Origin of the sequence: Paenarthrobacter histidinolovorans (assembly GCF_014647595.1) — a bacterium.
GTDB classification, from domain to species: Bacteria; Actinomycetota; Actinomycetes; order Actinomycetales; family Micrococcaceae; genus Arthrobacter; species Arthrobacter histidinolovorans.
Window position 1 is genome coordinate 80,139 of record NZ_BMPM01000011.1, and the last position, 26,550, is coordinate 106,688.

General features: G+C 63.4%; 24 protein-coding genes. 17 read left to right on the top strand and 7 right to left on the bottom strand.

Annotation, left to right across the window (positions count from 1 at the left end; genetic code table 11):
• Positions 1–100: 100 nt before the first annotated feature.
• Entirely contained in the window at positions 101–1,069 is a 969-nt protein-coding gene (locus IEY62_RS20025; protein WP_189021163.1) for an AraC family transcriptional regulator, read from the top strand.
• Here the strand turns inward: IEY62_RS20025 and IEY62_RS20030 are convergent, their stop codons facing one another.
• Together IEY62_RS20030 and IEY62_RS20035 are read right to left on the bottom strand one after the other, a co-directional pair.
• A complete protein-coding gene (locus tag IEY62_RS20030) occupies positions 1,070–1,771 on the bottom strand; it encodes a FadR/GntR family transcriptional regulator (protein WP_189021164.1) in 702 nt (233 codons plus the stop codon).
• A gap of 70 nt (positions 1,772–1,841) precedes the next feature.
• Positions 1,842–2,645 (bottom strand): alpha/beta fold hydrolase, encoded by an 804-nt coding sequence (locus IEY62_RS20035; RefSeq protein WP_189021165.1) that lies wholly within the window; start codon positions 2,643–2,645, stop codon positions 1,842–1,844.
• A 129-nt stretch (positions 2,646–2,774) separates the two neighbouring features.
• Here IEY62_RS20035 and IEY62_RS20040 point away from each other — a divergent pair, with 129 nt between their 5' ends.
• Both IEY62_RS20040 and IEY62_RS20045 read left to right on the top strand, forming a co-directional pair.
• The gene (locus IEY62_RS20040; RefSeq protein ID WP_189021166.1) at positions 2,775–4,280 is read left to right on the top strand and encodes a four-carbon acid sugar kinase family protein; all 1,506 of its coding nucleotides are present in this window, start codon (positions 2,775–2,777) and stop codon (positions 4,278–4,280) included.
• Positions 4,281–4,305: 25 nt separating this feature from the next.
• The gene (locus tag IEY62_RS20045; protein WP_189021167.1) at positions 4,306–5,208 is read left to right on the top strand and encodes an NAD(P)-dependent oxidoreductase; all 903 of its coding nucleotides are present in this window, start codon (positions 4,306–4,308) and stop codon (positions 5,206–5,208) included.
• Here IEY62_RS20045 and IEY62_RS21940 read toward each other — a convergent pair.
• Positions 5,205–5,306 carry a hypothetical protein gene (locus tag IEY62_RS21940; protein ID WP_407671505.1) on the bottom strand — a complete coding sequence of 34 codons (102 nt, stop codon included), beginning with the start codon at positions 5,304–5,306 and terminating at the stop codon, positions 5,205–5,207. The two genes, IEY62_RS20045 and IEY62_RS21940, sit on opposite strands and share 4 nt — an antisense overlap.
• 5 nt (positions 5,307–5,311) lie before the next feature.
• On the opposite strand from IEY62_RS21940, the gene IEY62_RS20050 reads away from it, so the two are divergent.
• Genes IEY62_RS20050 through IEY62_RS20060 form a run of 3 tightly spaced genes read left to right on the top strand, consistent with a single transcriptional unit; the run spans position 5,312 to position 8,084 of the window.
• Positions 5,312–6,778 (top strand): GntP family transporter, encoded by a 1,467-nt coding sequence (locus IEY62_RS20050; protein ID WP_189021168.1) that lies wholly within the window; start codon positions 5,312–5,314, stop codon positions 6,776–6,778.
• On the top strand, positions 6,778–7,653 hold the full coding sequence (locus tag IEY62_RS20055; RefSeq protein WP_189021169.1) for a class II fructose-bisphosphate aldolase: 876 nt from the start codon (positions 6,778–6,780) through the stop codon (positions 7,651–7,653). Before IEY62_RS20050 ends, IEY62_RS20055 begins: the two co-directional genes overlap by 1 nt.
• Before the next feature lie 38 nt (positions 7,654–7,691).
• Positions 7,692–8,084, top strand: a complete 393-nt coding sequence (locus tag IEY62_RS20060) for a DUF1304 domain-containing protein (protein WP_189021170.1) — start codon at positions 7,692–7,694, stop codon at positions 8,082–8,084.
• 30 nt (positions 8,085–8,114) lie between these two features.
• Here the strand turns inward: IEY62_RS20060 and IEY62_RS20065 are convergent, their stop codons facing one another.
• Together IEY62_RS20065 and IEY62_RS20070 are read right to left on the bottom strand one after the other, a co-directional pair.
• Positions 8,115–8,534, bottom strand: coding sequence for a VOC family protein (locus IEY62_RS20065; protein ID WP_018778986.1), 420 nt, complete (start codon positions 8,532–8,534; stop codon positions 8,115–8,117).
• Between the two features lie 62 nt (positions 8,535–8,596).
• Positions 8,597–9,622, bottom strand: a complete 1,026-nt coding sequence (locus IEY62_RS20070; RefSeq protein WP_189021171.1) for an Lrp/AsnC family transcriptional regulator — start codon at positions 9,620–9,622, stop codon at positions 8,597–8,599.
• A gap of 128 nt (positions 9,623–9,750) precedes the next feature.
• Between IEY62_RS20070 and IEY62_RS20075 the strand changes: the two genes are divergently transcribed.
• The 4 genes from IEY62_RS20075 to IEY62_RS20090 all read left to right on the top strand — a co-directional run bounded on the left by IEY62_RS20075 (position 9,751) and on the right by IEY62_RS20090 (position 14,180).
• On the top strand, positions 9,751–11,172 hold the full coding sequence (locus IEY62_RS20075) for an MFS transporter (RefSeq protein ID WP_189021172.1): 1,422 nt from the start codon (positions 9,751–9,753) through the stop codon (positions 11,170–11,172).
• A complete protein-coding gene (locus tag IEY62_RS20080; RefSeq protein ID WP_189021173.1) occupies positions 11,169–12,365 on the top strand; it encodes an amidohydrolase in 1,197 nt (398 codons plus the stop codon). The genes IEY62_RS20075 and IEY62_RS20080 overlap by 4 nt, the downstream gene beginning before the upstream one ends.
• 103 nt (positions 12,366–12,468) lie before the next feature.
• The gene (locus tag IEY62_RS20085) at positions 12,469–13,821 is read left to right on the top strand and encodes an acyltransferase family protein (RefSeq protein WP_189021174.1); all 1,353 of its coding nucleotides are present in this window, start codon (positions 12,469–12,471) and stop codon (positions 13,819–13,821) included.
• The gene (locus tag IEY62_RS20090) at positions 13,818–14,180 is read left to right on the top strand and encodes a GNAT family N-acetyltransferase (RefSeq protein ID WP_189021175.1); all 363 of its coding nucleotides are present in this window, start codon (positions 13,818–13,820) and stop codon (positions 14,178–14,180) included. Before IEY62_RS20085 ends, IEY62_RS20090 begins: the two co-directional genes overlap by 4 nt.
• A 10-nt stretch (positions 14,181–14,190) precedes the next feature.
• Here IEY62_RS20090 and IEY62_RS20095 read toward each other — a convergent pair whose 3' ends face one another.
• Positions 14,191–14,664 (bottom strand): hypothetical protein, encoded by a 474-nt coding sequence (locus tag IEY62_RS20095; RefSeq protein WP_189021176.1) that lies wholly within the window; start codon positions 14,662–14,664, stop codon positions 14,191–14,193.
• Positions 14,665–14,964: 300 nt separating this feature from the next.
• Between IEY62_RS20095 and IEY62_RS20100 the strand changes: the two genes are divergently transcribed.
• From IEY62_RS20100 to IEY62_RS20110, 3 genes are all read left to right on the top strand, one after another.
• The gene (locus IEY62_RS20100) at positions 14,965–16,584 is read left to right on the top strand and encodes a sigma-70 family RNA polymerase sigma factor (protein ID WP_189021177.1); all 1,620 of its coding nucleotides are present in this window, start codon (positions 14,965–14,967) and stop codon (positions 16,582–16,584) included.
• Between the two features lie 293 nt (positions 16,585–16,877).
• Positions 16,878–20,003 carry a DUF7507 domain-containing protein gene (locus tag IEY62_RS20105; protein ID WP_229785476.1) on the top strand — a complete coding sequence of 1,042 codons (3,126 nt, stop codon included), beginning with the start codon at positions 16,878–16,880 and terminating at the stop codon, positions 20,001–20,003.
• Complete coding sequence (locus IEY62_RS20110; RefSeq protein ID WP_189021179.1) at positions 20,000–20,428, top strand: hypothetical protein; 429 nt, start codon at positions 20,000–20,002, stop codon at positions 20,426–20,428. Before IEY62_RS20105 ends, IEY62_RS20110 begins: the two co-directional genes overlap by 4 nt.
• A gap of 74 nt (positions 20,429–20,502) precedes the next feature.
• Here IEY62_RS20110 and IEY62_RS20115 read toward each other — a convergent pair whose 3' ends face one another.
• Entirely contained in the window at positions 20,503–20,868 is a 366-nt protein-coding gene (locus IEY62_RS20115; protein ID WP_189021180.1) for a hypothetical protein, read from the bottom strand.
• A 301-nt stretch (positions 20,869–21,169) separates the two neighbouring features.
• On the opposite strand from IEY62_RS20115, the gene IEY62_RS20120 reads away from it, so the two are divergent.
• From IEY62_RS20120 to IEY62_RS20135, 4 genes are read left to right on the top strand one after another with little or no spacing between them, the layout of a single operon-like run.
• Positions 21,170–22,732: a pyridoxal phosphate-dependent decarboxylase family protein gene (locus IEY62_RS20120; protein ID WP_308424495.1), complete on the top strand. Its 1,563-nt coding sequence runs from the start codon at positions 21,170–21,172 to the stop codon at positions 22,730–22,732.
• On the top strand, positions 22,729–24,072 hold the full coding sequence (locus tag IEY62_RS20125; protein WP_189021181.1) for a lysine N(6)-hydroxylase/L-ornithine N(5)-oxygenase family protein: 1,344 nt from the start codon (positions 22,729–22,731) through the stop codon (positions 24,070–24,072). The genes IEY62_RS20120 and IEY62_RS20125 overlap by 4 nt, the downstream gene beginning before the upstream one ends.
• On the top strand, positions 24,069–24,659 hold the full coding sequence (locus IEY62_RS20130) for a GNAT family N-acetyltransferase (RefSeq protein WP_189021182.1): 591 nt from the start codon (positions 24,069–24,071) through the stop codon (positions 24,657–24,659). Before IEY62_RS20125 ends, IEY62_RS20130 begins: the two co-directional genes overlap by 4 nt.
• Positions 24,656–26,497: an IucA/IucC family protein gene (locus tag IEY62_RS20135; protein WP_189021183.1), complete on the top strand. Its 1,842-nt coding sequence runs from the start codon at positions 24,656–24,658 to the stop codon at positions 26,495–26,497. The genes IEY62_RS20130 and IEY62_RS20135 overlap by 4 nt, the downstream gene beginning before the upstream one ends.
• The last annotated feature ends 53 nt before the right edge of the window (positions 26,498–26,550 follow it).

Below are 26,550 nucleotides of genomic sequence, written 5' to 3' on the forward strand. Positions count from 1 at the left end.
ACTTGTCCTAAAGGCGACTCTAGGTGGCCGCTGAAATCCGGAATATCCACGGTGCGCGGGGATCATCCGAAAAGCGCAGAAGTGTGGAGTGGGTGCCCAAATGGTGAAGATTCTTCCCCGTGACGTGCTGCGGGGGCGGCCTACAACGGCCACAACTGACGTGGATGAAGCCCACGCCAGGATCGCCGAACTGTTCTGCAGCCATGAACTCGCACCGCGGACCCGGACGTCCACGGTGGACATGAAGCTGCGTTCCCTGCACCGGGGCGATGTGGGGATTGAGTTCCTGGACTACGGCGCCGATGTCCGGATTGAACCCGAAGGACTGCAGGATTTCCATCTGGTGCAGATCCCGCTGGCCGGGCATGCGTCCATGCAGGTGGGGGCGAGCACTGTGGAATCGAGTCCGCGCATGGCCACCGTTCCGCCCATCGACAGGCCATTCTCCATGAGTTGGGACGGCGGCAGTCCACATCTCATCGTCTACGTGCGTCGAACAGCACTGGAGCGGGTGGCCGAACAACTGTATGGGGAGGGCGCCGTGGAGCTTGGCTACGGCATGGATCTGTCAGGCGCCGCCGGTCGCGCCTTCCTGAGGTCCGTCGTCGAGCTTCATGACGACCTGATCAGCCAGCCGCAGTCCGCCGCGCCGGCGTTCGTACAGGGCTTGTTGGCGGACAGTATGGTGTCCCGGCTGCTGATGGCGATGCAGCCGCCCACCGGGGAAGCCCGGAGTGCGGAAGCGGAGGGCCGGCTGGTCCGGGAGTGCCGCGAACTGCTGGAGCGTCACGCTACCGAGGAACTCACGGTGCCCGATATCGCCGAGTGCCTTGGCGTTTCGGTCCGCACGCTGCAAACGGCTCTGCGGGCCGAAACCGGGGCGACGCCGTCGGACCTGCTGCGGAGCATCCGGCTGGACCGCGCCCGCGAAATGCTCCTGGAAGCCAGTCCACGTGAGCAAAGCGTGACGGCGGTGGCGGAGCTGTGCGGCTTCACGCACCAGGGCCGGTTCTCTGCGCTCTATCTGAAGACCTTCGGGGAGCTGCCGTCGGAGACACTGCGGCGCTAGCTACGCCTCCAGGACGTATGTCTTCAGGTCGTCCAGGGTCTGCTGCATATGGGCGTCCATGGCGAGCCGTGCCTCGTTGGGGTTGCGGGATTCCAGCGCCGCGGCAATCTTGCGGTGGTGTCCGATGGCGTGTTCCTGGATCTCCGGGAACGCTGAAGTCTCAGCGCGCCGGGCTTCCAGTACCCTGTGCAGGGGTTCGAAAAGCACTGCCACGAAGACGTTGCCGGAGGCGTGCAGAATCACGTCGTGGAAGGCCAGGTCGGCTTCCACAAACCCTGCCAGGTCATTGACTTCGTGGGAGGACTGCATCTTTTCCACATGCTCTTTGAGCGTGACGAGTTCGTCGTCTGAGATACGCTCGGCGGCCAGTTCGCAGGCGCCCGTCTCCAGCATGCGGCGGAGTTCGATCAGCTGGATTGCCGCTGCGGCATCTTTGGTGCCCTCCGACGCTGCGCGCAGCACGGCTTCCAGGGATGCCCACTGATTCAGCGGATTCACGAACGTGCCCCGGCCCCGTTCGACACTGAGGATCCGCTGCGCTTCCAGGGTTTTCATGGCTTCACGCACGGTCATCCGGCTCACCTCGTGTCTGGCGCTGAGCTCCAGCTCGCCCGGGACAACTGTGCCTGGCGGAAATTCTCCCGCGATGATCCGGTCCAGCAACTCATCAGCTACGACGCCAACCAGCGACTTGCGTGCCATGTATCCCCACTCCTGTTTTCCCGCCCATCTTGTGCCCGCGTTACCCGGGGCGGGATGGATGTCAGACATCTTACGCTGGCAGTGGCCGGCTTGTTTTCCAAAACCCGATGAGAGCGGCGGCGCACTTTTCGGGCTGCTCCCAGTGGACGTTGTGGCCGGCACCCGGGATCGCTTTCAGTGCTCGTTGCGGACTTTCGGCCACGAAAGAGCGCATCTGCTCCATTGGCCGCACCCGGTCCTCTGTTCCTGCGATCACCAGCAGCGGCGCGTGGACGCGCCGGGGCACTGAAGGTTCGACGCCGGTCATGGCCGCCGTTGCGCTGGCGGACAGGACCGGGAAGGGCACCTCGAACCCTGTGCTGAGCCTCTCCATGTCTGCTGCGGGCAGCTCGCCGTACCAGGCGTTCATGAGCTTTGCCACGGTTTCGGGATCGAAAAATCCCTGGTCCAGCTGAGACCTGAGCACCTCTTTGAATCCCTGGTTCTGCGGCACCGGCGCCATGCCCACCAGGGTAAGGGTTGCCACCAATTCGGGGCGGGCTGCTGCAAGGGTCAGTGAGACACTCCCGCCCATGGAATGCCCCACCAGGTGGACGGGGCTGTCGCTCCGGAGCTCGATCGCGGCCGCTACCGAGGCCGCCGCCGAGTCCAGCGTCCAGGCGAAGCCCGGCGGCAATGTGTCACCTGGATGGTAGCCGGGGAGGTCGGGAATCCAGACGTCGCGTCCGGCGTCGAGCAGTCTTTCCGCGAGTGGTTCCCAGTACACGGAACCGGACGCCCAGCCGTGGATCAGTACTGCGGGAGCCCCGTCACCTGCGGAAACGGCGGGGGTGAGAACCTTCACGAAGGGGAGCGGGACAACGCTGTCAGCCATACGCCCAGCCTAGTGAGGCGGAGCACCTTGCGTGGTCAAGAGCCGTGTGTCACACTAATTCAAATGTTAGATGTCTGACATCTTACATTCATGAAACCGCAGCAAAGATTTCCCACGATGGAGTGAACAGTGACCCTTGAAGCCGACGTTCTGTCCGCCTTCCCGGCGGAAGTCCGGATCCCCGCTCAGCTCGTGGCCGACGCCGTTGCCGCGTCCTCGGCAGAGTCTCCCCGCGTCCTGGTAGTCCTCGACGACGACCCCACGGGCACTCAGTCCGTGGCAGACCTCGCGGTCCTGACGAGCTGGGAGGTCGCCGACTTCACCTGGGCGTTCACCCACATCCGCGAGAACCAGACCAAGCCTGCCGTCTACGTCCTCACCAACACCCGCAGCCTGGACCCGGCAGAAGCTGCAGCCCGGAACGAGGAAATCGTCCGGAACGCGCTGGCCGCCGCAGCTTCCACGAACGGACTGCGCCTGGGCTTCGTCAGCCGCAGTGATTCCACGCTCCGTGGCCACTACCCGCTGGAGCCGGATGTCATCGCCGCCACCGTGGCTGCGGAAACCGGCGAGAACACTGACGGTGTGGTGATCGTTCCCGCGTTCCCCGACGCCGGCCGGGTCACCATCGGCGGCGTGCACTACATGCGGGGCGACGCCGGGAGCCTCACCCCGGTCGCAGAGACGGAATTCGCCAAGGACGCCAGCTTCGGTTTCACCAACTCCGAGCTTGCAAAGTATGTGGAGGAGAAGTCGAAGGGCCGGTTCCCCGCCAGCGACGTCATCGTTCTGGACCTCAACATCATCCGTGCAGGTGCCTCGGCCCAGGACCCGGCCATCTCCGCAAAGGCAATCGCGGACGCCCTCGAGTCCGCCACGGATTCCACGCCGATCGTGGCAGATATCGTCACCGAAAACGACTTCCGCGCCCTGGCCCTTGGCCTCGAAGAAGCGGAACGCCGCGGCAAGAGGCTCCTCTACCGCGTGGGCCCGCCCTTTGTCAGGGGCCGCATCGGCCAGGAAATCCGCACCGCACTGACGTCGGACGAGGCCTTCGCGGGCAACACTCCCTCCACAGCCGGCGGATTGATCGTAGTCGGCTCGCACGTGGGCGTGACCACGCGTCAACTCAACGACCTCACGGCACAGCACAGCTCGGCGAGGACCATCGAAATCGACGTCGAGAAGCTCATTGCCGGAACCAAAACCCAAGGCGAAGCAGAAGCCGACGCGTACATCGGAACGGTAGTGGCCGACGTCGTGGATGCCCTCCGCAGCGGCGACGTGATCGTCCACACCAGCCGCCTCCTCATCAAGACCGACGACGCCGCAGCGAGCCTGAAGATTGCCCGCACCGTTTCCGCCGCCGTCGTCGCAGTGGTGAACCGGACGCTGAAGACCTTCCCGCCGCGCTTCGTCATCGCCAAGGGCGGCATCACGTCCTCGGACGTCGCCGCGCACGGCCTGGAGATCCGCCACGCGATTGTCCGCGGGCCCATGCTCCCGGGCATCGTCTCGCTATGGGAGCCGGTGGACGGCCCCGCGAAGGGCATTCCGTACATCGTCTTCGCCGGCAACGTGGGCGACGACCAATCACTGACCCAGGTCACCCGCAAGCTCAGCGCAACTTTCTAACAGCGAAAATTCAATGGAGAACACCATGACCAGCAGCAATTACACCGTCACCGTCCTGGGCCTCGGCGCCATGGGCCTGCCCATGGCAACCCGGCTCGCTTCCGAGCTGACCGTCCACGGCTTCGACATCGCCGAGCCCCGCCTGGAACTCGCCGCAGCAGCCGGCATCAAGACCTTCGCCTCGGCCCGCGAAGCGTCCCAGGACGCCGACGCACTGCTCCTCGCCGTCCGCAACGGCGAGCAGCTCAACGACGTCCTGTTCGGTGAAAACGGTGTCGCTTCCGTTTTGAAGCCGGGTGCCGTCGTGATCCTCGGCAGCACCGTGGGCACCGAAGCCATCCCGGCCACGGTAGCCAAGCTGGCCGGGTACGGCGTTTCGCTGGTGGACGCTCCGCTCTCCGGTGGCCCCAAGCGTGCAGGCGAAGGCGATCTGCTCATCGTTGTGGGGGCGGAGCCTGAAGCACTCGAAAAGGCACGTCCCGCGCTGGAGCTGCTGGCCTCCACCCTGAGCATCGTTGGCGACAAGCCCGGCGACGGCCAGGCCCTCAAGACCGTCAACCAACTCCTGTGCGGTGTGCACATTGCCGCCGCTGCAGAGGCCATGGCCCTCGCCGATGCCCTCGGCCTGGACCAGGCGAAGACCCTCGCTGCCCTCGAAGCCGGAGCCGCCGGTTCCTTCATGCTCTCCAACCGCGGCCCGCGCATCCTTGAGGCCTACACGGAAGACGGCGCCGAGGTCCTCAGCCGCCTGGACATCTTCGTCAAGGACATGGGCATCGTTGGCAAGGCTACCCGGGCCGCCGGACTCGCGGCACCCGTTGCAGCCGCTGCTGAACAGCTTTACCTTCTCGGCCAGGCCCAGGGCCTCGCCGCCGCCGACGACTCCGCCGTCATCAAGGTTGTTGCGCCCACAAAGCGCACCGCCTAAGCACCCCACCAGAACGCGCGACGACGGCGATCCCCCCTTCGCCGTCGGCGCCACCTCCCGCCGGTCTGCTGTCCGGACCGGTATGTCAAAGGAGACACCCCCAATGAATCCCCTCGTCAACTCCCTCATGGTCGGGGCTGCCGATGCCCCGGCCATCAAGCCCGCAGTGGAGCTGGGAACACCCCTGCTGCTGACCATCGCCGCCGCGGGCATCGCCCTGCTGCTGGTGCTGATCATCCGCTTCAAGATCCAAGCATTCGTTGCCCTGCTCGCCGTCAGCATCCTGGTGGGTGTAGCCGCACAGATTCCGCTCAAGGACATCTTCACGGTGGTCACCAACGGCGTCGGCAGCACAATGGGCAAGGTCGCTTTGCTGATCGCCCTGGGCGCCATCCTCGGCCGCATGATCGAGGTCTCCGGCGGCGTGCAGTCGCTCGCCACACACTTTACGGAGAAGCTGGGTGCCAAGCGCGTTGCTGTCGCGTTGACGGCCGTCGGCTTCCTGGTCGCGATCCCGGTGTTCTTCGAGGTCGGCGTGATCGTCCTGGTTCCGATCGTTTACGCTTTCGCCAAGATCGCCAAGGTCCACCCGATCAAGTTCGGCCTGCCCATGGCCGGAATCATGCTGTCCATCCACGTAGCAGTTCCGCCGCATCCGGGCATCGTTGCCGGCGCCGGCGTTTTCGGTGCCGACATCGGTCTGATCACCATGATCTCCCTCATCATCTGCATTCCCTTGGGCTTCCTGTCCTACTGGGTTGCCAGCATCATGAACCGCAAAGAGTACGAACTTCTCCCAGGCGTGAAGCAGCAGGTGGAAGAATTCGGTTCCGATTCCCTGGTCCGCGTGGGCCACGACGGTCCGGGTGCGCAGGCAATCGCCCCTCCGCGTCCGGGGCTGATCATGTTCCTCATCGCGGCTCCCATCGTCCAGATTCTGCTGGGTACGGTGGGCACGCTCACCATCGCCAAGGACAACTACTGGTACGGCGTGGCGTCGTTCATCGGTAACCCGTTCTTCGCTCTCCTCGTAGCAGTGGCCCTTTCCTTCTTCCTGCTGGCAGTCCGCCGCAACTGGTCGCTCAAGGAAACCGGAGAAATCTTCGAAGGGGCTTTGCCTCCCATCGCCTCCATTCTGATGGTGGTCGCTGCCGGCGGTGTCTTCGGTGAAGTCCTCCGCACGTCCGGCATCGGCGCCGCGCTGTCCCACACGCTGGACAGCCTTGGCCTGCCGGTGATCGTGCTTGGCTTCATCATCTCGCTTGCCCTGCGCGCAGCACAGGGTTCGGCGACCGTGGCAATCGTCACGACCACCGGCCTGCTCACCTCAGCGGTCATGGAAGGCGGCTACTCGCCGGCGCAGATCGCCGTGATCGTGATTGCCATCGGTTTCGGCGCGCTCGGTCTCTCCCACGTCACCGACGCCGGCTTCTGGACTGTGATCCGCTACTACGGCCTTACCGTGTCCGACGGCCTCAAGACGTGGACCGTCCTCACCACGATCCTCGGCTTGGCCGGCTTCGTTCTGACGTACGTTGCCTGGATCCTGGTGGGAGGCTTGGCCCACTGATGCGCGTTGCACTCGATCAACTGGTCAACTCCGCCCTTGCCTCGGGTTCCGCTGTTCCGGCCTTCACCTGCTACGACTTCACCACCGCCCTGGCTGTTGTTTCGGCGGCGGAAGAAGCCCGGCTTGGCGTGATCCTGCTGGTCTCTCCCAAGACTGCTTCCACGCCGAACGGGCTGCGCCTGATCTCCGCCCTCCGCGGCTTGGCTGACTCCGCCTCCGTTCAGGTCTCGGTCCAGTTGGACCATGCTTCGGACGTGTCCGTGATCCTCGCTTCCGTGGATGCCGGCGCAGATTCCGTTCTGGCGGATGGCTCCTCGCTTCCGCTGGAGGAAAACGTTGCCCTGGTCCGCGAGGTACGTGCCGCGCTGGACGCGGCGGGTCATGCCGACGTCGTGATGGAGGCGGAACTGGGGGGACTGGCAGGCGATGAGGACCGGGCGTTCGGCACCTCAGTGGAAGCGCGCGACGCCGGCGCTTCCGTCCACGGCCTCACCGACCCCGCGCAGGTGGCCGGTTTCGTTGAACAAACGGGTGCCCAATTGCTGGCCGTCGCTGTGGGAAACGTGCACGGCAAGTACAAGGGTGAGCCAAACATCCGTTGGGATGTGCTGAAGCAGGTTGCCGAGCGGACCGAGGTCCCTCTGGTGCTCCACGGTGCCTCCGGAATCTCGGCCAGTGAGCTCGCCAAAGCTCCCGGGATGCAGGTTGGAAAAGTGAACTTCAACACGGAGCTGCGGACCGGGATCCTGGCCACGTTGGAGGCGGAAACAGCGGCATACCGGGCCGATGGCGAGAATTTGCAGGGATTGCTGGCCCGCTGGAACGGCTCGGCAGCGTCCTTTGCCGGGGCCACGCTGGAGCTGCTCCGCGCCTGACACGCAGCGCAGGAATACAGGGAGGCTAGGATCAGACCATGATCCTGGCCTCCCTGATTTTTGCCCTGATTGCTGCCCTTCTCCACGTTTACATCTTCACCATGGAGTCCATCACCTGGACGAAGCCCAAAACCTGGAAAACCTTCAGCATCACGTCCCAAGCCGAAGCCGAGACCACCAAGTCCTTGGCGTACAACCAGGGGTTCTACAATCTCTTCCTCGCCATCGGGGCATTGGTCGGGATCGTCGCAGTAGCTATGGGGGCACCCCAGGTTGGTTGGACCCTCGTCTTCAGCAGTTGCGGATCGATGCTTCTTGCGGCTCTGGTTCTCGCGGCGAGTGGCAAAAAGTACCTCCGGGCAGCGACCATCCAAGGCACGACGCCGCTGCTCGCCGTCGTGCTTGGCATCCTGGCTGTGACGCTGGGTTAGTTCTCCGGCTGGCTTAGTGTGCGGGCTGGCTTAGTGTTCCGGGGGCCCTGCCTGGGCTGCGGCGTCGTCCATCCACAGCACTTCCCAGTGGTGGCCGTCGAGGTCCCTGAAGGCCCGGCTGTACATGAAGCCGAGATCCTGCGGGTCATAGGTCTCCGAGCCGCCCGCTTCAAGGGCTTTGCCCGCCAACGCGTCTACGTCTTCACGGCTGTCGGCCGAAATGGCGACGATGGCCGCCGTCGAGTTCCTGGTATCTGCGATGGGCTGCTTGGTGAACTGGCTGAACTTGTCGTGCGTGAGCAGCATGGTGTAAATCGTGTCGCTGAAAACCACGCAAGCCGCGGTTTCGTCGGTGAAGTTCGGGTTGATCGTGTATCCAAGTGCTGTGTAGAAAGCCTTGGATGCCTCGAGGTCGCTGACAGGGAGATTCACGAAAATGGACGTAGTCATGCGTCTGATCCTGCCGTTGTTTCAGCGTCCCGTCCAGAGCTGAGATGCGGCCATGTGGACAATTACCGGCCGGGGTCTTCTCTCCACAACGGCAGAGGTATCACTTGGCGGCTGCGACCGGATTCATCCAGGATGTGGCCCAGCCTCTTGTACGTCCGTACCACCGCCTGTCGGGAGATGACGGCACTTCCGGGAGCCCGCTCTGCCAGTTCCCGTTCGTAGGTCTGGACCTCCAGATAGTCGCGGACCCAGAGGGTCACCACCAGGTTCTGGGCCCCCAGGACCTGGGCGCTGAGGCGGCAGTTTGGCAGGGCAGCAAAGTAGCGGCCTACGTCGTCAACGAAGTGAGCCGGGACGTTGAGCACCAAAGTCACTTCCCGCAGGCCCTGCTGGGCCGATGTCGCCGTATCGCAGCGCAGGGAAATGTAGCCGGCAGCGAGGAACCGCTCCACCCGTCGTCGCGCCGTCTGTGGTGAAACTCCACAGGCGGTACCCAAATCCGCCCAACTGGCGCGTCCATCGTTCGCCAGCTCAGCCAAAAGCGCCGCATCCAGGCGGTCAGGTGAGTATCCCGCTTGCTCGGGCAATGGTTCAGCTGAGACCTGCCGTGCCCGGGCGGGCTCCAAGGTGCCACTGCGCCACTCCGAGGCCTGCCTGTACAGATTGGTGACAAAAACCACCTCGCGATGCGTGATTCCAGGCAGTCGGGGAAAGGAACCGGTGACGATGTCGATCAGTTCCCGATGGCTGGACGCGAAGCAGTCCATGAAAATGTCGTGCGATCCGGTGACCAGGGAGACCGTGGCAAATGCCGGCTCCGCGCACAGTTGCTCGAGCAGTTCCTCGCTCTTGTCCGGCGTGGAAGACAGGTGGATGAAAGCCGACCAGCCCGCGTTGAGATAACGCTGACCGGGAGAGGGAGTGATCCACGCCTGTCCTTCCTTGGCCAGCGCGTTCCAGCGCCGCGCAACGGTTGGCCCGGAGAGTCCCAGGGCGTCCGCGACCCGGCTCCAATCGGCCCGCGGATTAATCTGCAGGGCATTCACGATTTCGAGATCAAGCTCGGCGATCATGGCTGTTTCATTCATGCATACCCGCTCAGGATTGGTTTTTAACGATTCCCGGGCAAGTGTAATCGATCGATCTAACGTTGTGACTCGCATCACCAAGCCCCTCCCGCGGCGGCTCTAAACGGCCCAACACCCCAAGGAAGCACATGCCAAGCAACACAGCACCTCCGGCTCCGCCAATACTGACCCATCGGACCATCGCAGGAATGATCCTGGCCATGGCACTGATTGAATCGCTCAGCGGGGTCACGCAGGGCTACCTCAACCCCATCCTCCCCGCCTTGGGACCGGTCTTCGAGATCGACGATCCCACCATCAATGGCATCTTCCTCATCTCCAACGTCAGTTTTGCCGTGCTCACCCCGATCATCTCCAGGCTTGGTGACAGCTACGGCTACAGATTGGTGCTGCGCTGGTCCACAGGAGTGGTGACGCTCGGTGTGCTTCAAATGGCACTGTGGCCGTCGTTGTGGACAGTGACTCTGGGCGTCGTCATGCTCACGTGCGTGGTGGGGTTCATCCCGTTGATGATGGGAATCCTTCGCGTCACCAGCCCTGCACATACCCGGACTGGCGTCAGTGTCATGATCGGCATGCTCATGATCATGGTGGGAGCCGGCGGACTTCTGGCCGGGATCGTGGGTGTCACCGACCCAACACTCGGCTTCTGGATCGCCGTGCCGTTCGCGGTGGTCGCCTTCGTCTGTTCCTTCTTACTGCCCGACGCCGGGGTCCCGACTCGTGAGGGCATCGCCCTTGCGCCGTTGTTGGCTTGCTCTCTCGGCCTGATTGGGTTTGTGGTGGCACTCTCCATGGCGCCGGAATGGGGCTGGCTGGACGCCCGCACGCTCACGGCCGGTTTACTGGGGCTCGCCCTGCTGGCCTACTGGGCAAGGCGTGATTTCCGCGCCACCCAGGGCAGGCGGTTCATGGACCTGCGCATGCTGGCCCTACCGCGCATCCGCGCAATTTCATTGGCCACGTTCTTCTTCGGCTTTGCGTCCATCAGCTACTTCGGAACCAACGGCATTTTCCTTCACTCCAACCCGGACAAGACGGGCTATGGGTTCGGCTTGAGCCCGCTCATGATCGCGATCGTCCTGGCCTTGGCTTCCGTTTTGTCGCTGGTTTCCTCGCTCCTCACCGCGAGGGCTCTCCGCCAGTTCGGAGAGCGCGCCACTTTGGTCTTCGCAGGAGTGCTGTTGGCCGCCGGCTTCCTCGTGATGTTGCTCGCCCACGGTTCGTTTGCCGGGTACTGCGCCGGGTTCGCCATGTTCAACCTGAGCCTGGGTATGTACCAGGCGGGCACGCGCTCACTGTCCGTTGAGGGGGTCCCCTTGGAAGAAACCTCGACGGCGGCCGGGCTGAACGAGTTGGCGTTGTCCGTGGGTATCGCGGTGGGGGCCGCAGTGGTGAAGCTGATCTCCTCCGCGTCAGCTGAATCGGGACATATCACCGAAACCGGATTGTTCTCCATCTGGGGAGCCTTGGCGGTTGCGGCCTTGGTGGCCGCAGGGGCCAGCGCCAGCTATCCCAAGCGCCCGGCTGCCGGGGTGACGGCACGATGACCGGACTCAACAGCGCCAGTTGCGGCACCGCCGTCGTACTCGCTTCCCCGGACGAAATCCGGGGCCTGCTGGAAAGCGCGGTCCACCGTTGGAAGCCGGACATCCTCGATCTCAGCCACGCCATCCATGCCGACCCGGAGCTCGGCGGCCAAGAGTTCCGGGCCGTCAAACGCGTTCGGAAGGTCCTGCGAAAGGCCGGTTTCAGCTTCGACGAGACGCAGCCGGCACAGCCCACGGCGTTCAGCGCGCGCTTCGGATCCGGTGAGCTGATGGTGGCTCTGTGTGTCGAATACGACGCCCTGCCCGCCATTGGCCACGCCTGTGGCCACAACGTGAACGCGGGAAGCGCCGTGGGAGCGGCACTGGCGCTCGCCGCCGTCGCCGACCAGTTGGGGATCACCGTGAAAGTGCTGGGAACACCCGCGGAAGAGACCACCGGCGGCAAAGTGGACCTCATCGACCAAGGGTTCTTCAGCGACGTGTCCTTGGCCATGATGGCGCACGCGGCGGCAAGTGATGTTGCGGGCGGATCGTCGCTTGCCATGGGCATGTGGGATGTCCTTTTCGAGGGCCGCCCGGCCCACGCCGCCGCGGCTCCGTCGGAGGGCGTCAACGCCCTCGATGCCCTTGTGATCGCGCAGACGGCCATCGCCCTGGCCCGTCAGCAACTTCCTGCGGGCTCCATCGTTTCGCTGGTGGTCACCGAAGGCGGGAGCGCGGTGAACGTTATCCCGGAGCGCGCCCGCGCGAACATCGAAATGCGCGCTCCCAGTATCGAAAACCTGAAGATCATTCAAAGCAAAGTGCGGCGTTGCCTGGAAGGTGGAGCCCACGCCAGCGGATGCACGCTCCAGGTGACGCCCTCCGGCAACGCCTATGCCGAACTGTGCCAGGACCCGTTCCTCTCCGAGGCCTACCGGGATGCGATGACGGCCAGGGGCAGGGAAGTCATTTTCAGCGCTGAGCCTGTGGCTTCGACCGACATGGGCAACGTTTCCCAAGTTGTACCGAGCATTCACCCCATGGTCGGTTACGACGTCCGTGGGGCCGCTCATCACACTGCAGAGTTCGCTGCCTTCGGGGCATCGGCGGGAGCCGATAGAGCGGTTCTTGACGGATCCTTCGGATTGGCGGCGGCAGCATGCGCCGCTGCTCTGGACCCGGCGCAAAGGGAGCGCCTCCTCCGTACGTAGCCGCCAAAAGGGCCACCCTTCTGGCTCCGCTGCTTCTCCGGGCGGACAATGGAGTCAGCACACCCGGAGTGAGCACCCGGGTGCTGGCCTGGTAGGGAGAGCCATGGAAAGGCGCGCGTTTCCTGCGGTGAGCCAAACGGCTGCGCAGAGGGATCCGGCGATCGACCTTGTCCGGTTCACGTGCCTGCTCCTGGTGGTGGCCGCCCATTGCATGATGGTGAGTCCTGTCCTGCGCAGGGACGGAACAGTCGAGACCCGGAACGTGCTCATGGAGCAGGGGTGGTTCACGCCCGTGCTCTGGGTCCTGATGATCGTTCCGCTGTTCTTCGTTCTGGGCGGCGTCACCGGACTCCAGTCGTGGCGTCGCTTGAAGGTAACCGGCGGGACCGGGTTCGACTTCGCCCAACTCCGCCTTCTGCGGCTGGTACGTCCGGCCATGGCCCTGCTTGCCGTCATGTGGGGAGGGCTGTGGATCGCGCTGCTGCTGGGTGTCCATCCGCAAGTCATCCAGTTGATGACTGCCGGAGCCGCGATGCCGCTGTGGTTCCTTGCCGCGTACCTCACAGCCCAGCTCAGCATCCCGCTATTGGCAAGATTCCATGGACGTGCGCCGTTGCTGACATTCGGGGTTCTGGTGGCTTTCATCATCACCATCGACTCGCTCCGCGGCGCCATTCCCGTGCTGGCCTTTACCAACATGATTTTCGTGTGGTGCGCCGTGCAGCAGCTGGGATTCTTCAAGGCCGACGGCTTCTTCAAGCACCGCAGCCGCACCTGGCTGGTGGGCGCCATCATCTGCAGCAACCTCCTCCTGGGACTTGTCACCGGAGTCGGTGTATATCCGGGGAACATGGTGGTGAACATCAATCCACCCAACTTGTGCCTGCTTCTGTTGGGCATTTCCCAGACGGCCACCCTGCAACTCCTGGCCGGCGGAGCACGATGGCTCGCCGAAGTTCGGTGGATCCGCGCGGTGATTGCCGTGGCTGGTCGCCGCTCCATGACCGTTTATCTATGGCACCTTCCTGTCCTGGTTGGCATGTCCGGCTTGTTGTTGCTCACCGACCTGCCCAGGCCGGTGGCGGAAACGGCTGAGTGGTGGTGGGCCCGCATCCCCGTCTTCTTCGCCGTTGTTGCACTGCTCGTCCCGGTGATACTGCTTTTCGGCAGGCTGGAGGATCGCCCCATGGCAGCCAGCCACGCCCGAGGCCCGGCGCGGGCCGCCGTGGTGACGGCCGCCGTCGTCGTTTTTGTCCCTGTGGCTGACGCCGCCTTCAACGGTCTGACGCTCGCCTTGCTGGGTGGGGGAGCGGCGTGCTTCGCGCTGTCCGTCCTGCTTTTGGGCAGGGTACCGACGCCGGCCCTCCCGCCGGCGGAGGCAGAACCTGCCGAAGCGCAGCAGGCGACCCCGGTTACGTTGCCAGCACACGATTTACGTGCCAATCTCGAACCATGACCGAGAATACGGATTCACTGGCCGAGTCGTTCCGCCCTGGCGTTACTACCTTGCGCAACGACAAGTTCCACCGCTACGAGTTGCACGTAGACGGGGAGTTGGCGGTGATTTCGCAGTTCCTGGACAGGCCCGGTCACATCGATTTCATCCACACCGAGACGAGATCCCAGTTCAAGGGGCAAGGCCTGGCCAACGTTCTGGCACACTTTGCCCTGGACGACGTCGTGGCCTCGGGAAAGCGCATCATTCCGCACTGCCCGTTCATTGCCGGGTACCTGAAAAAGCACGAAGGCTACGAGCAGGACGTGGACTGGCCCAAGGAAAAGCCCGCCGTTGAATCGGAAGCAGACAACAACTAACCACGTGGAATCAGCCGCCCCGGACGCCCGGCGCTTGGGGTTTTCGCCGCGGCGATACTGACGTGACGGTTGCCGAGGTCCAGAAGCCCAGGCCAGGCCGCGCTGAACGGGAAGGCCAGTCCAGCCAGGCACCTGAGAGTGCCACGATGGCATCTTGTTCGTCGACGACTTCCTGGCCGAGGCACCACGCGCGGACCTGCATGGCACTCACCAGGCTCCCCCCGTGGACGTGGTCTGCCTCTGTGACGCGATAGGAGAAGCTTCGCATCACCCCTTCCCCTGGAGCCAGGGAGCCGACGGACAGATGGTGGCGGTTCGGGCTGGAGGTGTAAGCGAGGGATTCCATGGCCTCGTTGGTGAAGGACCGTGGAATAAGACGAATGTTACGAAGATGGCAGGTGGAGTCGTTCATGATCCATGCCGTGAAGATCACCGTCTCTCCTGCCAGGGCCGTGGACTTGTCTGCACCATGGATCAGCGTCACGGATTTTGATCGCCCGACCAGGGAGGGGCAACCATAGCGCCGGGCGGGGGCGGCCGGTGTTGCCGCACTTCGGAGCGGCACAATGGCCCCCGCGCGCGTGGAACGAACCATCCTGGTCAACGAAGACCGCCCTCTGAAACCCCTGAGCGCCCGCCCGCGGCCGGATTTGAAAAACTTCATGCTTGTTAGTGGTGGTCGGCGCGGTTTTGTGTCGCCAATTCGACGAAAATTTTCGCCCCTTATAGTCCTAAGTAACCTGTTATTCAAGTCAATTTGCAACCTGATGTCACACTATTGTTTATGGATCAAGTATTGACGTCCGGGGCCGGTGGGGCGTCCCCAACTTTGGCTGCCGAAAATGACAGCGATCCCCAAATCCTGAACCTCGTCCGCCAAGGTGTCACGGACGCCTTTGACACTCTTTACAAGCGGCATGTCCAGATCGCCCACTACGTCGCACGCACGCAGTCGGACAACCCCAGCGACGCCGATGACGTCGTCGCGGAGGCCTTCGCCACCATCTTCCAATCCCTGAAAGACGGCAAAGGTCCCAAGGAGTTTTTCCGTTCGTACCTCCTGACGGTTGTGCGGCGCACAGCGCACGAACGCAACCGGAAAGCCAGGCTCACGCAAACCGCAGCGGACGACGCCATCCTGGATTCAGCTGTCCATGATGACGATCCTGTGGTGGGTGATCTTGAGTCGAGCATCATGGCAGGTGCCTTCAAATCACTGCCCGAACGTTGGCAGGCTGTCCTGTTCCACCTTGATATCGAGGGTTTGAAGCCGGCCGCTGTCGCCCCGCTGGTGGGCCTTACGCCCAACGGCGTCTCCTCCTTGGCCATCCGGGCCAGGGAAGGCCTGCGTCAGGCCTACCTCCAACACCACATCAGCCGCAGCGTTGACCAGGCCTGCGACGAATTTGCCGGCCAGCTCGGCAAATATGTGCGCAACGCCCTCAAACGTACTTCCAAGGAAAAGGTGGAAACCCACCTTGAAGACTGCGCCAAGTGCACTGCTTTGTTGATGGAACTCAACGACATCCAGGGCGGCATGCGCGCCATCCTCTTCCCCTTGGTTGCGGGCGTTGCCTTTACCCCGGCGGCTGCCGCAGCCGTCGGCTGGCCGGGCGCCGGTGCCGGGGCGGTGGGAGGTAAAGCCGCCGCCTTTGGCTTTCACGGAGTCAGCCAGTCCTGGAAAATCCCGGCAGCCTCCGTGATGGGTGTCGCAGCCCTGGCCGGGGTCCTCACCTGGTTCCTGCAACCCGTCCCCGGTCCCGCCTCCGTGACTGTTGCAGAATCTCCTGCCAGTATTCCGACAACCAAAGAACAGGCGCCCAACCCGGTTCCAAGCAGCAGCGCGGCGCCCGAACCCAGTGCCACAGCGGAGCCACCGCTCCTCCCTGTCGTTGGGCCAACGGCTGTGCCATCCGAGACCGCCAGCCAACCTCCCGCCGTCGTGATTCCGCCGGAAGAGCCGCCGGGAAGGCGCGCGGTCGTCGTGGACCCCGGGATCACTTACTCGACGACGGCGCCGCAGGCTGCCCCTCCAGCGGCACCCCCGAGGCAAACGGTCGAAGCGACGTTCACGGCGGCAAGTGAGGGCCCAGGGCCCCTTCATCGAAACCTCTACATCCGGTTTTCGCTGAGCGGGGATGGATCGCCGGGCGCTGCCGAAGCGATCTTCTCGTTGCCAGCAGAATCCACGTTCGTTGCGGATCAAGCTGTGGTGCCGGCCGGATGGGGCTGCGATATTTCAGAGTCCCATCAGATCAGATGCACCGCCGCGGACCTGGACGCAGACCAGTTGGCGTTTGTTCTTCCCGTAACCATGGAGGAGGGCGCGACGAGCAGCACCGTGGCTTACCAACTCGGAGGGCAGGACATCGTGCCGAAATCCTTCATCAGCACCTTCCACTAAGTCGTCCGAAGAGCTCAATTCGCGGGCCCAAAAAACTTTTTTCTGATTTTGCGTCACGATTTGCGGTTTTCGCACACTATGCAGTTGAGATGCCTTTGCCTGGGCGCTACACAGAGGGACAGTCGCCTTTGCGCGTCATGAATCGCTGTGCGGTGCGCATGCTTTTTGGCAGCAACGTTCCCGCATCCGCCGCCTCATGAAAGGGACCCAGTGCCTCCACTACGTCCTTGGTGTGGTCCAAACAGACAAGAGATTCAATGAAGTCTTCATACTTACGAAGACTGTTGGCGACCGTGCTTGCGGCAGCCGTCATTGTTCTTGGCATATACCCCGCTTCGGCGCAGCATGCCTCGGCTACCACATCCGGTAGTCCGGGCATTGCCCAGCCTGGAACAGCGGTCTATACCGAGGACTTCTCAAACAGTGATGCGACCACAGCGGCCATCAACCTGATCAACTACACAGGAGGCCCGGCCGCTGCCGGTGAGTCCTACGCTGCCGACCAGCCCTATACGCCGGCCGGTGGGCAGTGCAACGGGTGGATCCTCAGCTCGGTTACTCCTTTGCCATCCTCGGACGTTGGATGCCAAAGAAACCAAGGCGGGTGGCAACAGATCCAGCAGATGTCGTCGGCTCTCGGCCAGGCACAAGGGATGACGCCAGCCCAAGCCTCCGGAAACCAGGCGCTGTCCGAATACACGAACAGTTCTGATGGGCGGATTACCGCGGGTACTGAATTCCGAACGCAGTCCAACAGTATCCCCGCGATAGCCGGGCACTACTATGCGGTGTCTGCCTACTTCGCCGAGGTGAATTGCCACGCAGCGCACGCCAAGGAAACCTTCAGTTTGCTCCTCAACGGGACTCCGGTGGTACTGGCGAAGGGTTTGGATCCCTGTGGGACCAGTACCTCGCCGGAAGTCCAGGTCACCAAGCTGCAGTCGGATGCGTATCAGATACCTGCGGGGACCGCGCCCTCGCTTGGCCTTGAACTGCGCAACGAAGCGACGACGGGCATCGGCAACGACGTAGCGTTCGACCTGCCCCGGATTGTGGATGTAACGCCGCAGCTGGACAAGTCGTTCTCTCCTGCGCTCATCGCACCGGGCGGAACGTCCACGCTTTCCCTGACCGTCACCAACACTGACGACGTCAAGTCCAAGAGCGACTGGTCCATCACGGACACCCTTCCGGCCGGTCTGGTAGTCGCAGGAAGCCCCAATGTTGGCGGGACCTGTGTTCAGGCTGCCGGCACTGCTCCGTTCGTCAAGACAGCGGTCGCCGGCGCTGATTCCATCTCCGTAAGTGGTGGCGACCTGGCGGCCGATATGGAGTCCTGCACCATCACGGTTGACGTCACGTCGGATACCGAGGGAACGTATGTCAACGGTCCGGCGAACATTGTCACCAACCTGAATCCGCCGGCAGACGCGACGCTTGTTGTCCGCGCTCCCCGTATTGCCTTGAGCAAGGCCCTGGACGCTCCGCGACTGGCTGATGCGGATCAGTTCACCATGGAGATCCGTTCGGGTTCTGCCTCCGGCCAGGTTGTCAGCAACACCTCGAACGCCACTACCAGTGGCTCCGGTTCAACAGTTTCGGTCGGATCCGGTACCACGGGCACTTACCTTGCCGATGCGGGTACCAGCTACTACCTCACCGAGTCAGGCGGGTCCAACCTGTCCGATTACAACAAGTCCATCACCTGCACGGACGCCAACGGACTGCAGACCAACCTGCCGGCCGGCGCTGCGTTTGATGGCTCCCTGGCGCTGGTACCGGTTGCCGGCGCAGACATCAACTGCGTGCTGACCAACACCGCACAGTCGGCTCCTTCGATGACATTCACCAAGAGTGCTGACGCGTCCGGGGTCCAGTCGCCCTCCGTGGTTGGTGACAAGATCACCTACTCCTTCACGGCCACCAACACTGGAAATGTGGCGCTGACGGATGTTGTCATCAACGACCCCCTGGCTGGCCTCTCCACCCTGACGTACAGCTGGCCGGGAACCCCGGGCACCTTGCTGCCGGGCGAGACTGTCACGGCGATGGCAAGCTACGCCATCGCGCAGGCTGACATTGACGCAGGACACGTGGCCAACTCGGCAACCACCTCGGGTAATCCTCCGACCGGTCCGCCGGTGACCCCGCCGCCCGGCACCACCGACACTCCGCTGACCCATGGACCCGCCATGGAGTTCCGCAAGTCGGCCGATGCCTCCGCCATCCGGAACCCGTCCGCCGTGGGCGACAAGATCACTTACACCTTCACTGTCAGCAACACCGGGAACGTGAAGTTGACCAACGTCTTCATCGATGACCCGTTGGCAGGCCTCTCGGCACTGGTCTACGCCTGGCCGGGGACTGCAGGCGAACTGCTCCCTGGCCAGACGATGACGGCTACTGCAACGTATGCCGTCACCCTGGCCGATATCAATGCCGGTCACGTTGCCAACACGGCCACGGCGACAGGCACTCCGCCACTCGGCCCGCCGGTAACGCCTTCCCCGGCAGCAACGGACACCTCCGTGTTGCCGTCGCCGGGCATGGAATTCACCAAGACGGCCGATGCTTCCGCCGTGCAGTCACCATCAAAGGCCGGCGACAGGATCACCTACACTTTCACGGCGAAGAACACCGGCAATATCGTATTGACCAACGTCGCCATTGACGACCCCCTTGCCGGACTCTCTGCCCTGAGCTACAACTGGCCCGGCGTTGCAGGGACCCTGTTGCCTGGTGAAACAGTGAGCGCAACCGCGACGTACGCCATCAAAGAGGCGGACATCAACGCCGGTCATGTCGCCAACGGCGCCACGGTCACCGGAACCCCACCTGGCGGTCCGCCGGTAGCACCTCCGTCGGGCGCCACCGATACGACACTGACTCCGTCGGTTGGAATGGAGTTCACCAAAGTGGCTGACACGTCGGCTGTCAGTTACCCCTTCAGTGTGGGGGACCTCATCACCTACACGTTCACGGTGAAGAACACGGGGACCGTTCCACTGAACGGCGTGCGGGTCAACGATCCCATCCCCGGGTTGTCGACCGTGGCCTACAGCTGGCCCGACGCAGTCGGAACCCTGCTGCCCGGTCAGACGGTGACCGCTACAGCGACATACGTCATCGGACAGGCGGATTTCACGTCGGGCATGGTGGCCAACACTGCCAGTGCAACCGCCTCGCCCCCAACGGGACCGCCATTGAGCACGCCTCATGCAACCGCGGTAGTGAGCTTCCCCCCGGCGATCCGGCCGGTGCCCGGCTACCCGGAAGGAAGGTCGCTGGTCCGCACAGGAGTTGTTCTCACCGCGCTGCCCATTGGCCTCCTGGCTGTGGGCGCTGGCATCTTCCTGTTCCTTTCCGGACGCCGGAAGCGTTTCGGGACCCAGACAGCAGGCGGTGTCACCATCCCATGAACATTTCAGTAGCGTACCTGGCGGGCATACTGGTTGCCGCCACAGCATTGTCAGCTTGTTCTCCGCCGCACAGCAGCGAAGCGGGCAATCCGCCGTCGTCAACCACGACCCAAGCCGCCACCACGGGCCAGGCAAAGCCGGCGAACCCGGGCACTGGCATCATCGAGGCCACCACCATGACCTCCTGCGACACGGCGCCCGGGAAGGTGACGGCGAAGGGGACTGTCACTCCGCCGGCCGGTGCCAAGGGAACAGTCAAGATCACCGTGAGTTGGGTGGATTCAAAGACTTCTGCCGTGCTTGCCCACGGAGAGCAGACCTTCATGGACGCCGCAGCAGACGAGTCTCTCGACTGGGTGATCAACGCAGAGATCTCAAAGCCAGGGGTGGACGTCAAGTGCGTCCTCGGGGCCACGGTGCTTTAGCGCCCGGGCTCCAGCAGCAGGTCTCAAGCAGCCGGGACCGCTGTTCCTTTGGAGAAGCGGCCAACCAGGTACCACTACCCGGTTGGCCGCTTTTTTTGCCACTGGCCGGCATGCCAAAAGAGAAGTCCTGCGGTGAGCAGAATGGCGCCCAAGAGCGCGTAAGGCGCGTTCGACAACATCATGTACGTGAATTGGGCCGTTGAGGCAGACTGATACGGCGCGGGGGCGACCAAGGCTCCGGCTGCCGTGGCTATGGCCCAGATCCCCACCCACATCAAGCCTGCGTCGAGAACCCAGAGGGCGATGATGAAGGGGTTCACGGTCAGGCGCTTTGGTGGCGGGTCCGCCGTTTCGGGGACGTGCGGGCTGACCGCCTGCACGGCGTTGCCATGCTCGTCGATTTCGCGGAAACCGAGCCGCTCGTGAACGTGGTCTGTCATGGGTCCCCCAACCTCGGACTGTCGTTGTCCCTGCACTCTACTCCTGGCGGCCCTGGGCCGGGGACCGGGAACGGGGCCCGGCACCGGAGGGCTGCAGCGGCCCATCACTTCCGCCCCGGGAGCGACCGTATTCTCCATGCAAAACGCCATCCAGGAAAGTCAATGACGGACTGAACCCGGGGTTGTTTGCCCAGAAACCGCCTTCCAAGCGAAATAGGTCACAAAAGTTTGACGGAAAGGCTTACCTAAGTAAGGCTTACCTTGCTAACAAGCGCCCCAACGCAAACGGAAGGAAGCTGACGTGACGTCACCCAGTGTCGAAGAGCGGATCGCTCAGGAACCGGATTTTGGTTCCAAGGTGGAGCTGGCCCTCGCTGCCACAAACCAGCTGTTCAACGCCCGCAATTCGCCCAGCTACGTGGCGCAGGTGCTTCAGGGAGTCAACGCCGTCTCCACCAAGGTCCAACGGACAGCCCAGCCCTTCACCGGCGTCGCGCATGCTGAACTGAAGGCCAAGGTGGGCGCCGTCGACCTCGAGCGTCCGCTGCCCGATACTGCCGCTGCCCTGGAGGAGCTCGACGAGTTGTACCTCAAGGACGCCATCTACTTCCACGACGCCCGCTACGCCGCACACCTGAACTGCCCGGTGGTCATCCCTGCACTGGTTGGCGAAGCCGTACTCTCGGCCGTCAACTCGTCCATGGACACCTGGGACCAGAGCGCCGGCGCCACCATGATCGAACGCCGCCTCATCGATTGGACCGCGGAGCGCATCGGTTTTGATGCCGATGCCGACGGTGTGTTCACCTCGGGCGGCAGCCAGTCGAACTTCCAGGCGCTGCTGATTGCCCGTAATCACGCCGTCGCCAAGCTGCGGGCAGCGAATGGGGACGCACGCCTGCCGCACCTGCTGGACCGGCTCCGGATCTTCACCTCGGCGGACAGCCACTTCAGCATCCAGAAGTCCGCTTCCATGCTGGGCCTGGGCTTCGACGCCGTCATCGCCATTCCCACTGCCGACGACCACCGCATGGATCCCACCGCACTGGCGGCTGCTTTGGCAGAAGCGCACGACGCCGGCCTGGTACCTATGGCGGTGGTAGCAACGGCAGGGACAACGGACTTCGGTTCGGTTGACCCGCTGTCCGAAATGGCCGCGTTGGTTCGCGCCTACGATTCCTGGCTGCACGTGGACGGCGCCTACGGCGGAGGGCTCATCGTGTCCGGCCGCCACCGCCACCTCCTGAACGGGATCCACCTGGCCGATTCCGTCACCGTGGACTTCCACAAGACCTTCTTCCAGCCGGTCAGCTCCAGTGCAGTCCTGGTCCGCAATGGGTCCATGATGGGCCACGTTACCTACTACGCGGACTACCTCAACCCGGAGAGTGCCGCGAAGGCCGAGATCCCCAACCAGGTGGACAAGAGTATCCAGACCACCCGCCGCTTCGATGCCCTGAAGCTGTGGCTCACGCTGCGCATCATGGGCGCGGACGCCATTGGTGCGCTCTTCGACGAAGCGATCGACCTCACCGCCCGGGTGGGAACCTTGCTGGCTGACGACGCCGGGTTCGAGCTCGCTGCTGCACCGCAGTTGAGCACCTTGGTGTTCCGCTACCGCCCCGAGGTTGATGGTGCCCGGCTCGACGAAGACGCAGCAGATGCCCTCAACCCCGCCATCCGCGCCGCGATCTTCGCCTCCGGGGAAGCTGTTGTTGCCGGCACCAAGGTGGCTGGCCGCCACTACCTCAAATTCACCCTCCTCAACGCTGAAGCCAGCTTGAGGGACATCCAGGAAATCATCGAATTGATCCGCAGGACCGGCGCCAGCCTCCTCGCAAACACCACGGAGGCCGCCGCGTGAGCACCCAGGATAACGCCAGGATTTACGACGTAGCAGGCATCGGCGTCGGGCCCTTCAACCTGGGCCTCGCAGCGCTTAGCGCACCAGTGGAGAACCTCGATTGTGTGTTCCTGGACCGCCGCGAGTCCTTCGACTGGCACCCCGGCATGATGTTGGAGCCGGCGCATCTGCAGGTTCCGTTCATGGCGGACCTGGTCACCTTGGCTGACCCGACGTCGCCTTTCTCGTTCCTGAACTTCCTGAAGCAGACGGGCCGGCTCTATCGCTTCTATATCCGCGAGAACTTCTACCCGCTGCGCGCCGAGTACAACCAGTATTGCCAGTGGGTGGCCGGCCAGCTTGAGTCTGTTCGTTTTAGCACGGATGTGCTGGATGTGACCTACGACGACGGCGTGTACCGCCTTCTGGTACAGGGCCCGGACGGCGCTGAGGTTCTTCGCGCCCGCAAGCTGGTCCTGGGCACGGGAACCTCCCCGTACGTTCCGGACTCCTGTGCAGGAATAGTGGAAGCTGGCGGACTCGTCCTCCACAACGCCGACTACCTGTCCCGGAAGAGTGAGCTGCAGTCCAAGCGCAGCATCACAATCGTGGGCAGCGGCCAGAGTGCTGCGGAGCTCTACTACGAACTCCTCCAGGAAATCGACGTCTACGGTTACCAGCTGAACTGGGTCACCCGCTCCGGCCGCTTCTTCCCGCTGGAGTACACCAAACTCACTCTGGAGATGACTTCGCCGGAGTACGTGGACTACTTCCACTCACTCCCGGGCGAGCAGCGGGATTCGCTGATCAAGAGCCAAAAGAACCTGTACAAGGGCATCAACTCGGACCTGATCGACGACATCTACGACCTCTTGTACACCAAGAGCCTTTCCGGCATGGTGGACACGCAGCTGCACACGCACTCGTCACTCACCGCCGCGGACTGGGATCCCGCCACGGGCACCCACACGCTCCAGTTGCACCACGAAGAACATGGCCGCGACTACAGCCTTGAGTCCGAAGCTGTGGTCCTGGCAACCGGCTACAGCTACAAGGAGCCCAACTTCCTGGCCGGCATCCATGACCGGATCCGCCGCGACTCCAAGGGCCGCTTCGATGTGGAGCGCAACTATGGAACCGGTGTGGAACCCGGCGAAATCTTCGTCCAGAACGCGGAACTCCACACACACGGCTTCGTCACGCCGGACCTCGGCATGGCCGCCTACCGCAACTCCGTCATCCTTCGTGAAATCACCGGCCGCGAGGTCTACCCGATCGAGCGCAGCATAGCCTTCCAGCAGTTCGGTGCGCCCGCACCCGTTCCCGCTGCGGCCCCGGAAACCGCCGGAGCCGCCGTATGAGCTTCACGTTCCGACCCGTAGACCCGGTGGCCGACGCACCCGTCCTCCACGGCTGGGTGAGCCAGGAGTACGCCCGATTCTGGGGCATGGTTTCGGCCACCGGGCAGGACGTTGTGGAGGAATACACGAAGATCGCCGAATCCGGTCATCACCAAGCGTTCCTGGGGCTCGACGACGGCGTTCCCGCCTTCCTGATGGAGCGGTACCGCCCTGAGTCATCGCCATTGGCGGACGTTTACGAGGTTCAGCCCGGCGATGTTGGCATGCACCTGTTGGTGTCTCCGCCCCCCGCTGATCCGCAGCCAGGCTTCACCACCGCCGTAATGCAGGCTGTCATGGCCGAACTGTTCGCTGACCCCGCAACCCAGCGGATCGTCGTCGAGCCTGACGCCCGCAACCACAAGATCCATGTCCTGAACGAGAAGGTGGGCTTCCAGCCGCACGGCGTGGTGACCCTTCCCGCCGTCGACCCTGCCGAAGACCACAAAAAGGCGCTGTTGAGCTTCTGCACCCGCGAGGAATTCCTCGCCACCCTGACCCCGATTCTGGCCGCGCCCGTCGCGGCGACCAGAGGAGAATCCCTGTGACCACCATTGCTGACAACGCGACTGCCGCCGCCGTTGACTCTGTATCGCACCTGACCCCGGAACGCTGGGCCGTTGCCAACCGCCATCTGGTCCGCAAGGCGATTGCCGAGTTCTCGCACGAACGCATCCTTGTCCCGGAGCTGATCCGCGATGAAGGTGCGGGCATTGGGCTTTACAAGGTTGTGAGCGACGATGACGCAACCGAATACCACTTCCGCGCCCGGGTTCTGCAGCTCGAACATTGGTCCGTTTTCGCGGATTCCATAGCCCGCCTGCGCGACGGTGAGGAACTGCCCATAGATGCTTTGGATTTCATCGCCGAGTTCCACGAGGCCTTGGCGATCCGCCAGGAGATGCTGCCCGTGTACCTGGAGGAAATCAGCAGCACGCTGGCCAGTCACGCCTACAAGCAGGGTAAGCCGTTCACCTCTGCCCAGTTGGCTGCGGGTATCACCGGCGGTACTGATCGCGCCGCGGATTTCCAAGCGATTGAGCACAGCATGACCGAGGGGCACCCGTGCTTCGTGGCCAACAATGGCCGGCTGGGATTCGGGATTGCCGACTACCACGCGTTCGCCCCGGAAACCGGTGCAACCGTGAAGCTGCAGTGGATTGCCGTCCACCGCAGCAAGGCAGTGTTCACGTCCAGCGCAGGGCTGGATTACCGGACACACTTCGAAGCCGAATTAGGCCCGGCCACTCTGGCTTGGTTCAATGCGGAACTGTCCGCCTCCGGCCTGGATCCCGAGGAATACCTCCTCATGCCGGTCCACCCGTGGCAATGGGACAACAAGCTCACCGTGACGTTCGCGGCAGAAATCGCCCAGCGCCACATTGTGAACCTTGGCACTGGTGAGGATTCGTACCAGGCGCAGCAGTCCATCCGGACGTTCTTCAACACCACCTCCCCGGAGAAGGCTTACGTCAAAACGGCCATGTCCGTGCTGAACATGGGCTTCATGCGAGGACTGTCTCCGCAGTACATGAAGGCAACGCCGGCCATCAACGACTGGCTGCAGAACCTGATCGGCAAGGACCAGGAGCTCCAGAACCGGGGCCTGGCCATGATCCGTGAAACCGCGGCCATCGGGTACCACAACCACTACTACGAGGCTGCTTCGGCCAAGGGGTCGCCCTACCGCAAGATGCTCTCGGCCCTGTGGAGGGAAAGTCCGCTGCCGTTGCTCGAGGACGGGCAGCAGCTGGCTACCATGGCGTCGTTGCTGCATGTGGATTCCTCCGGCGAGTCCGTGGTCTCGGCCCTGATATCCCGGTCCGGCCTGGCTCCCACCGAGTGGCTTCGCCGCTACTTTGAGGCCTACCTCGTCCCGCTGGTCCACTGCCTCTACGAGTACGAGCTCGCCTTTATGCCCCACGGAGAAAATGTCATCCTGATCCTCGAGGACGGCGTGCCCGTCCGGGCGATCATGAAGGACATCGCCGAGGAAATCGTTGTCATGGGGGACCGGCTGGAACTCCCGGAGGACGTCTCCCGCATCAAGGCCGAGATCCCCGCCGAGGAAATGGTCCTGGCCATCTTCACCGATGTGTTCGACTGCATCTTCCGCTTCCTCTCCGCGATCCTTGTTGAGGACGGGACGCTGCGTGAAGACGAGTTCTGGGGGACCGCCGCCGCCGTGCTTCGCGATTACCAGCAGCGCCACCCCGAGCTCGCGGACCAGTTCGCCATGCACGACCTTTTCGCGTCTGACTTCGAGTTGTCCTGCCTCAACCGGCTCCAGCTTCGGAACAACCAGCAGATGCTCGACATCTCGGATCCCTCCGGCGGGCTCCAGATGGCGGGCCGCCTGGCGAACCCCTTGGCCGCGTTCGCCTAAGCATTCGCAGCGAGGGGTTAGCTCTCGGGACTCTCTCGAGGCCAAAAGGGGTG

What these genes read in the sequence shown, in the direction of transcription:
- IEY62_RS20025 (WP_189021163.1), top strand. Translation starts at nt 101, where the DNA reads ATGGTGAAGATTCTTCCCCGTGACGTGCTGCGGGGGCGGCCTACAACG.
- IEY62_RS20030 (WP_189021164.1), bottom strand. Translation starts at nt 1,771, where the DNA reads ATGGCACGCAAGTCGCTGGTTGGCGTCGTAGCTGATGAGTTGCTGGAC.
- IEY62_RS20035 (WP_189021165.1), bottom strand. Translation starts at nt 2,645, where the DNA reads ATGGCTGACAGCGTTGTCCCGCTCCCCTTCGTGAAGGTTCTCACCCCC.
- IEY62_RS20045 (WP_189021167.1), top strand. Translation starts at nt 4,306, where the DNA reads ATGACCAGCAGCAATTACACCGTCACCGTCCTGGGCCTCGGCGCCATG.
- IEY62_RS20050 (WP_189021168.1), top strand. Translation starts at nt 5,312, where the DNA reads ATGAATCCCCTCGTCAACTCCCTCATGGTCGGGGCTGCCGATGCCCCG.
- IEY62_RS20055 (WP_189021169.1), top strand. Translation starts at nt 6,778, where the DNA reads ATGCGCGTTGCACTCGATCAACTGGTCAACTCCGCCCTTGCCTCGGGT.
- IEY62_RS20060 (WP_189021170.1), top strand. Translation starts at nt 7,692, where the DNA reads ATGATCCTGGCCTCCCTGATTTTTGCCCTGATTGCTGCCCTTCTCCAC.
- IEY62_RS20065 (WP_018778986.1), bottom strand. Translation starts at nt 8,534, where the DNA reads ATGACTACGTCCATTTTCGTGAATCTCCCTGTCAGCGACCTCGAGGCA.
- IEY62_RS20070 (WP_189021171.1), bottom strand. Translation starts at nt 9,622, where the DNA reads ATGAATGAAACAGCCATGATCGCCGAGCTTGATCTCGAAATCGTGAAT.
- IEY62_RS20075 (WP_189021172.1), top strand. Translation starts at nt 9,751, where the DNA reads ATGCCAAGCAACACAGCACCTCCGGCTCCGCCAATACTGACCCATCGG.
- IEY62_RS20080 (WP_189021173.1), top strand. Translation starts at nt 11,169, where the DNA reads ATGACCGGACTCAACAGCGCCAGTTGCGGCACCGCCGTCGTACTCGCT.
- IEY62_RS20085 (WP_189021174.1), top strand. Translation starts at nt 12,469, where the DNA reads ATGGAAAGGCGCGCGTTTCCTGCGGTGAGCCAAACGGCTGCGCAGAGG.
- IEY62_RS20090 (WP_189021175.1), top strand. Translation starts at nt 13,818, where the DNA reads ATGACCGAGAATACGGATTCACTGGCCGAGTCGTTCCGCCCTGGCGTT.
- IEY62_RS20100 (WP_189021177.1), top strand. Translation starts at nt 14,965, where the DNA reads ATGGATCAAGTATTGACGTCCGGGGCCGGTGGGGCGTCCCCAACTTTG.
- IEY62_RS20110 (WP_189021179.1), top strand. Translation starts at nt 20,000, where the DNA reads ATGAACATTTCAGTAGCGTACCTGGCGGGCATACTGGTTGCCGCCACA.
- IEY62_RS20115 (WP_189021180.1), bottom strand. Translation starts at nt 20,868, where the DNA reads ATGACAGACCACGTTCACGAGCGGCTCGGTTTCCGCGAAATCGACGAG.
- IEY62_RS20130 (WP_189021182.1), top strand. Translation starts at nt 24,069, where the DNA reads ATGAGCTTCACGTTCCGACCCGTAGACCCGGTGGCCGACGCACCCGTC.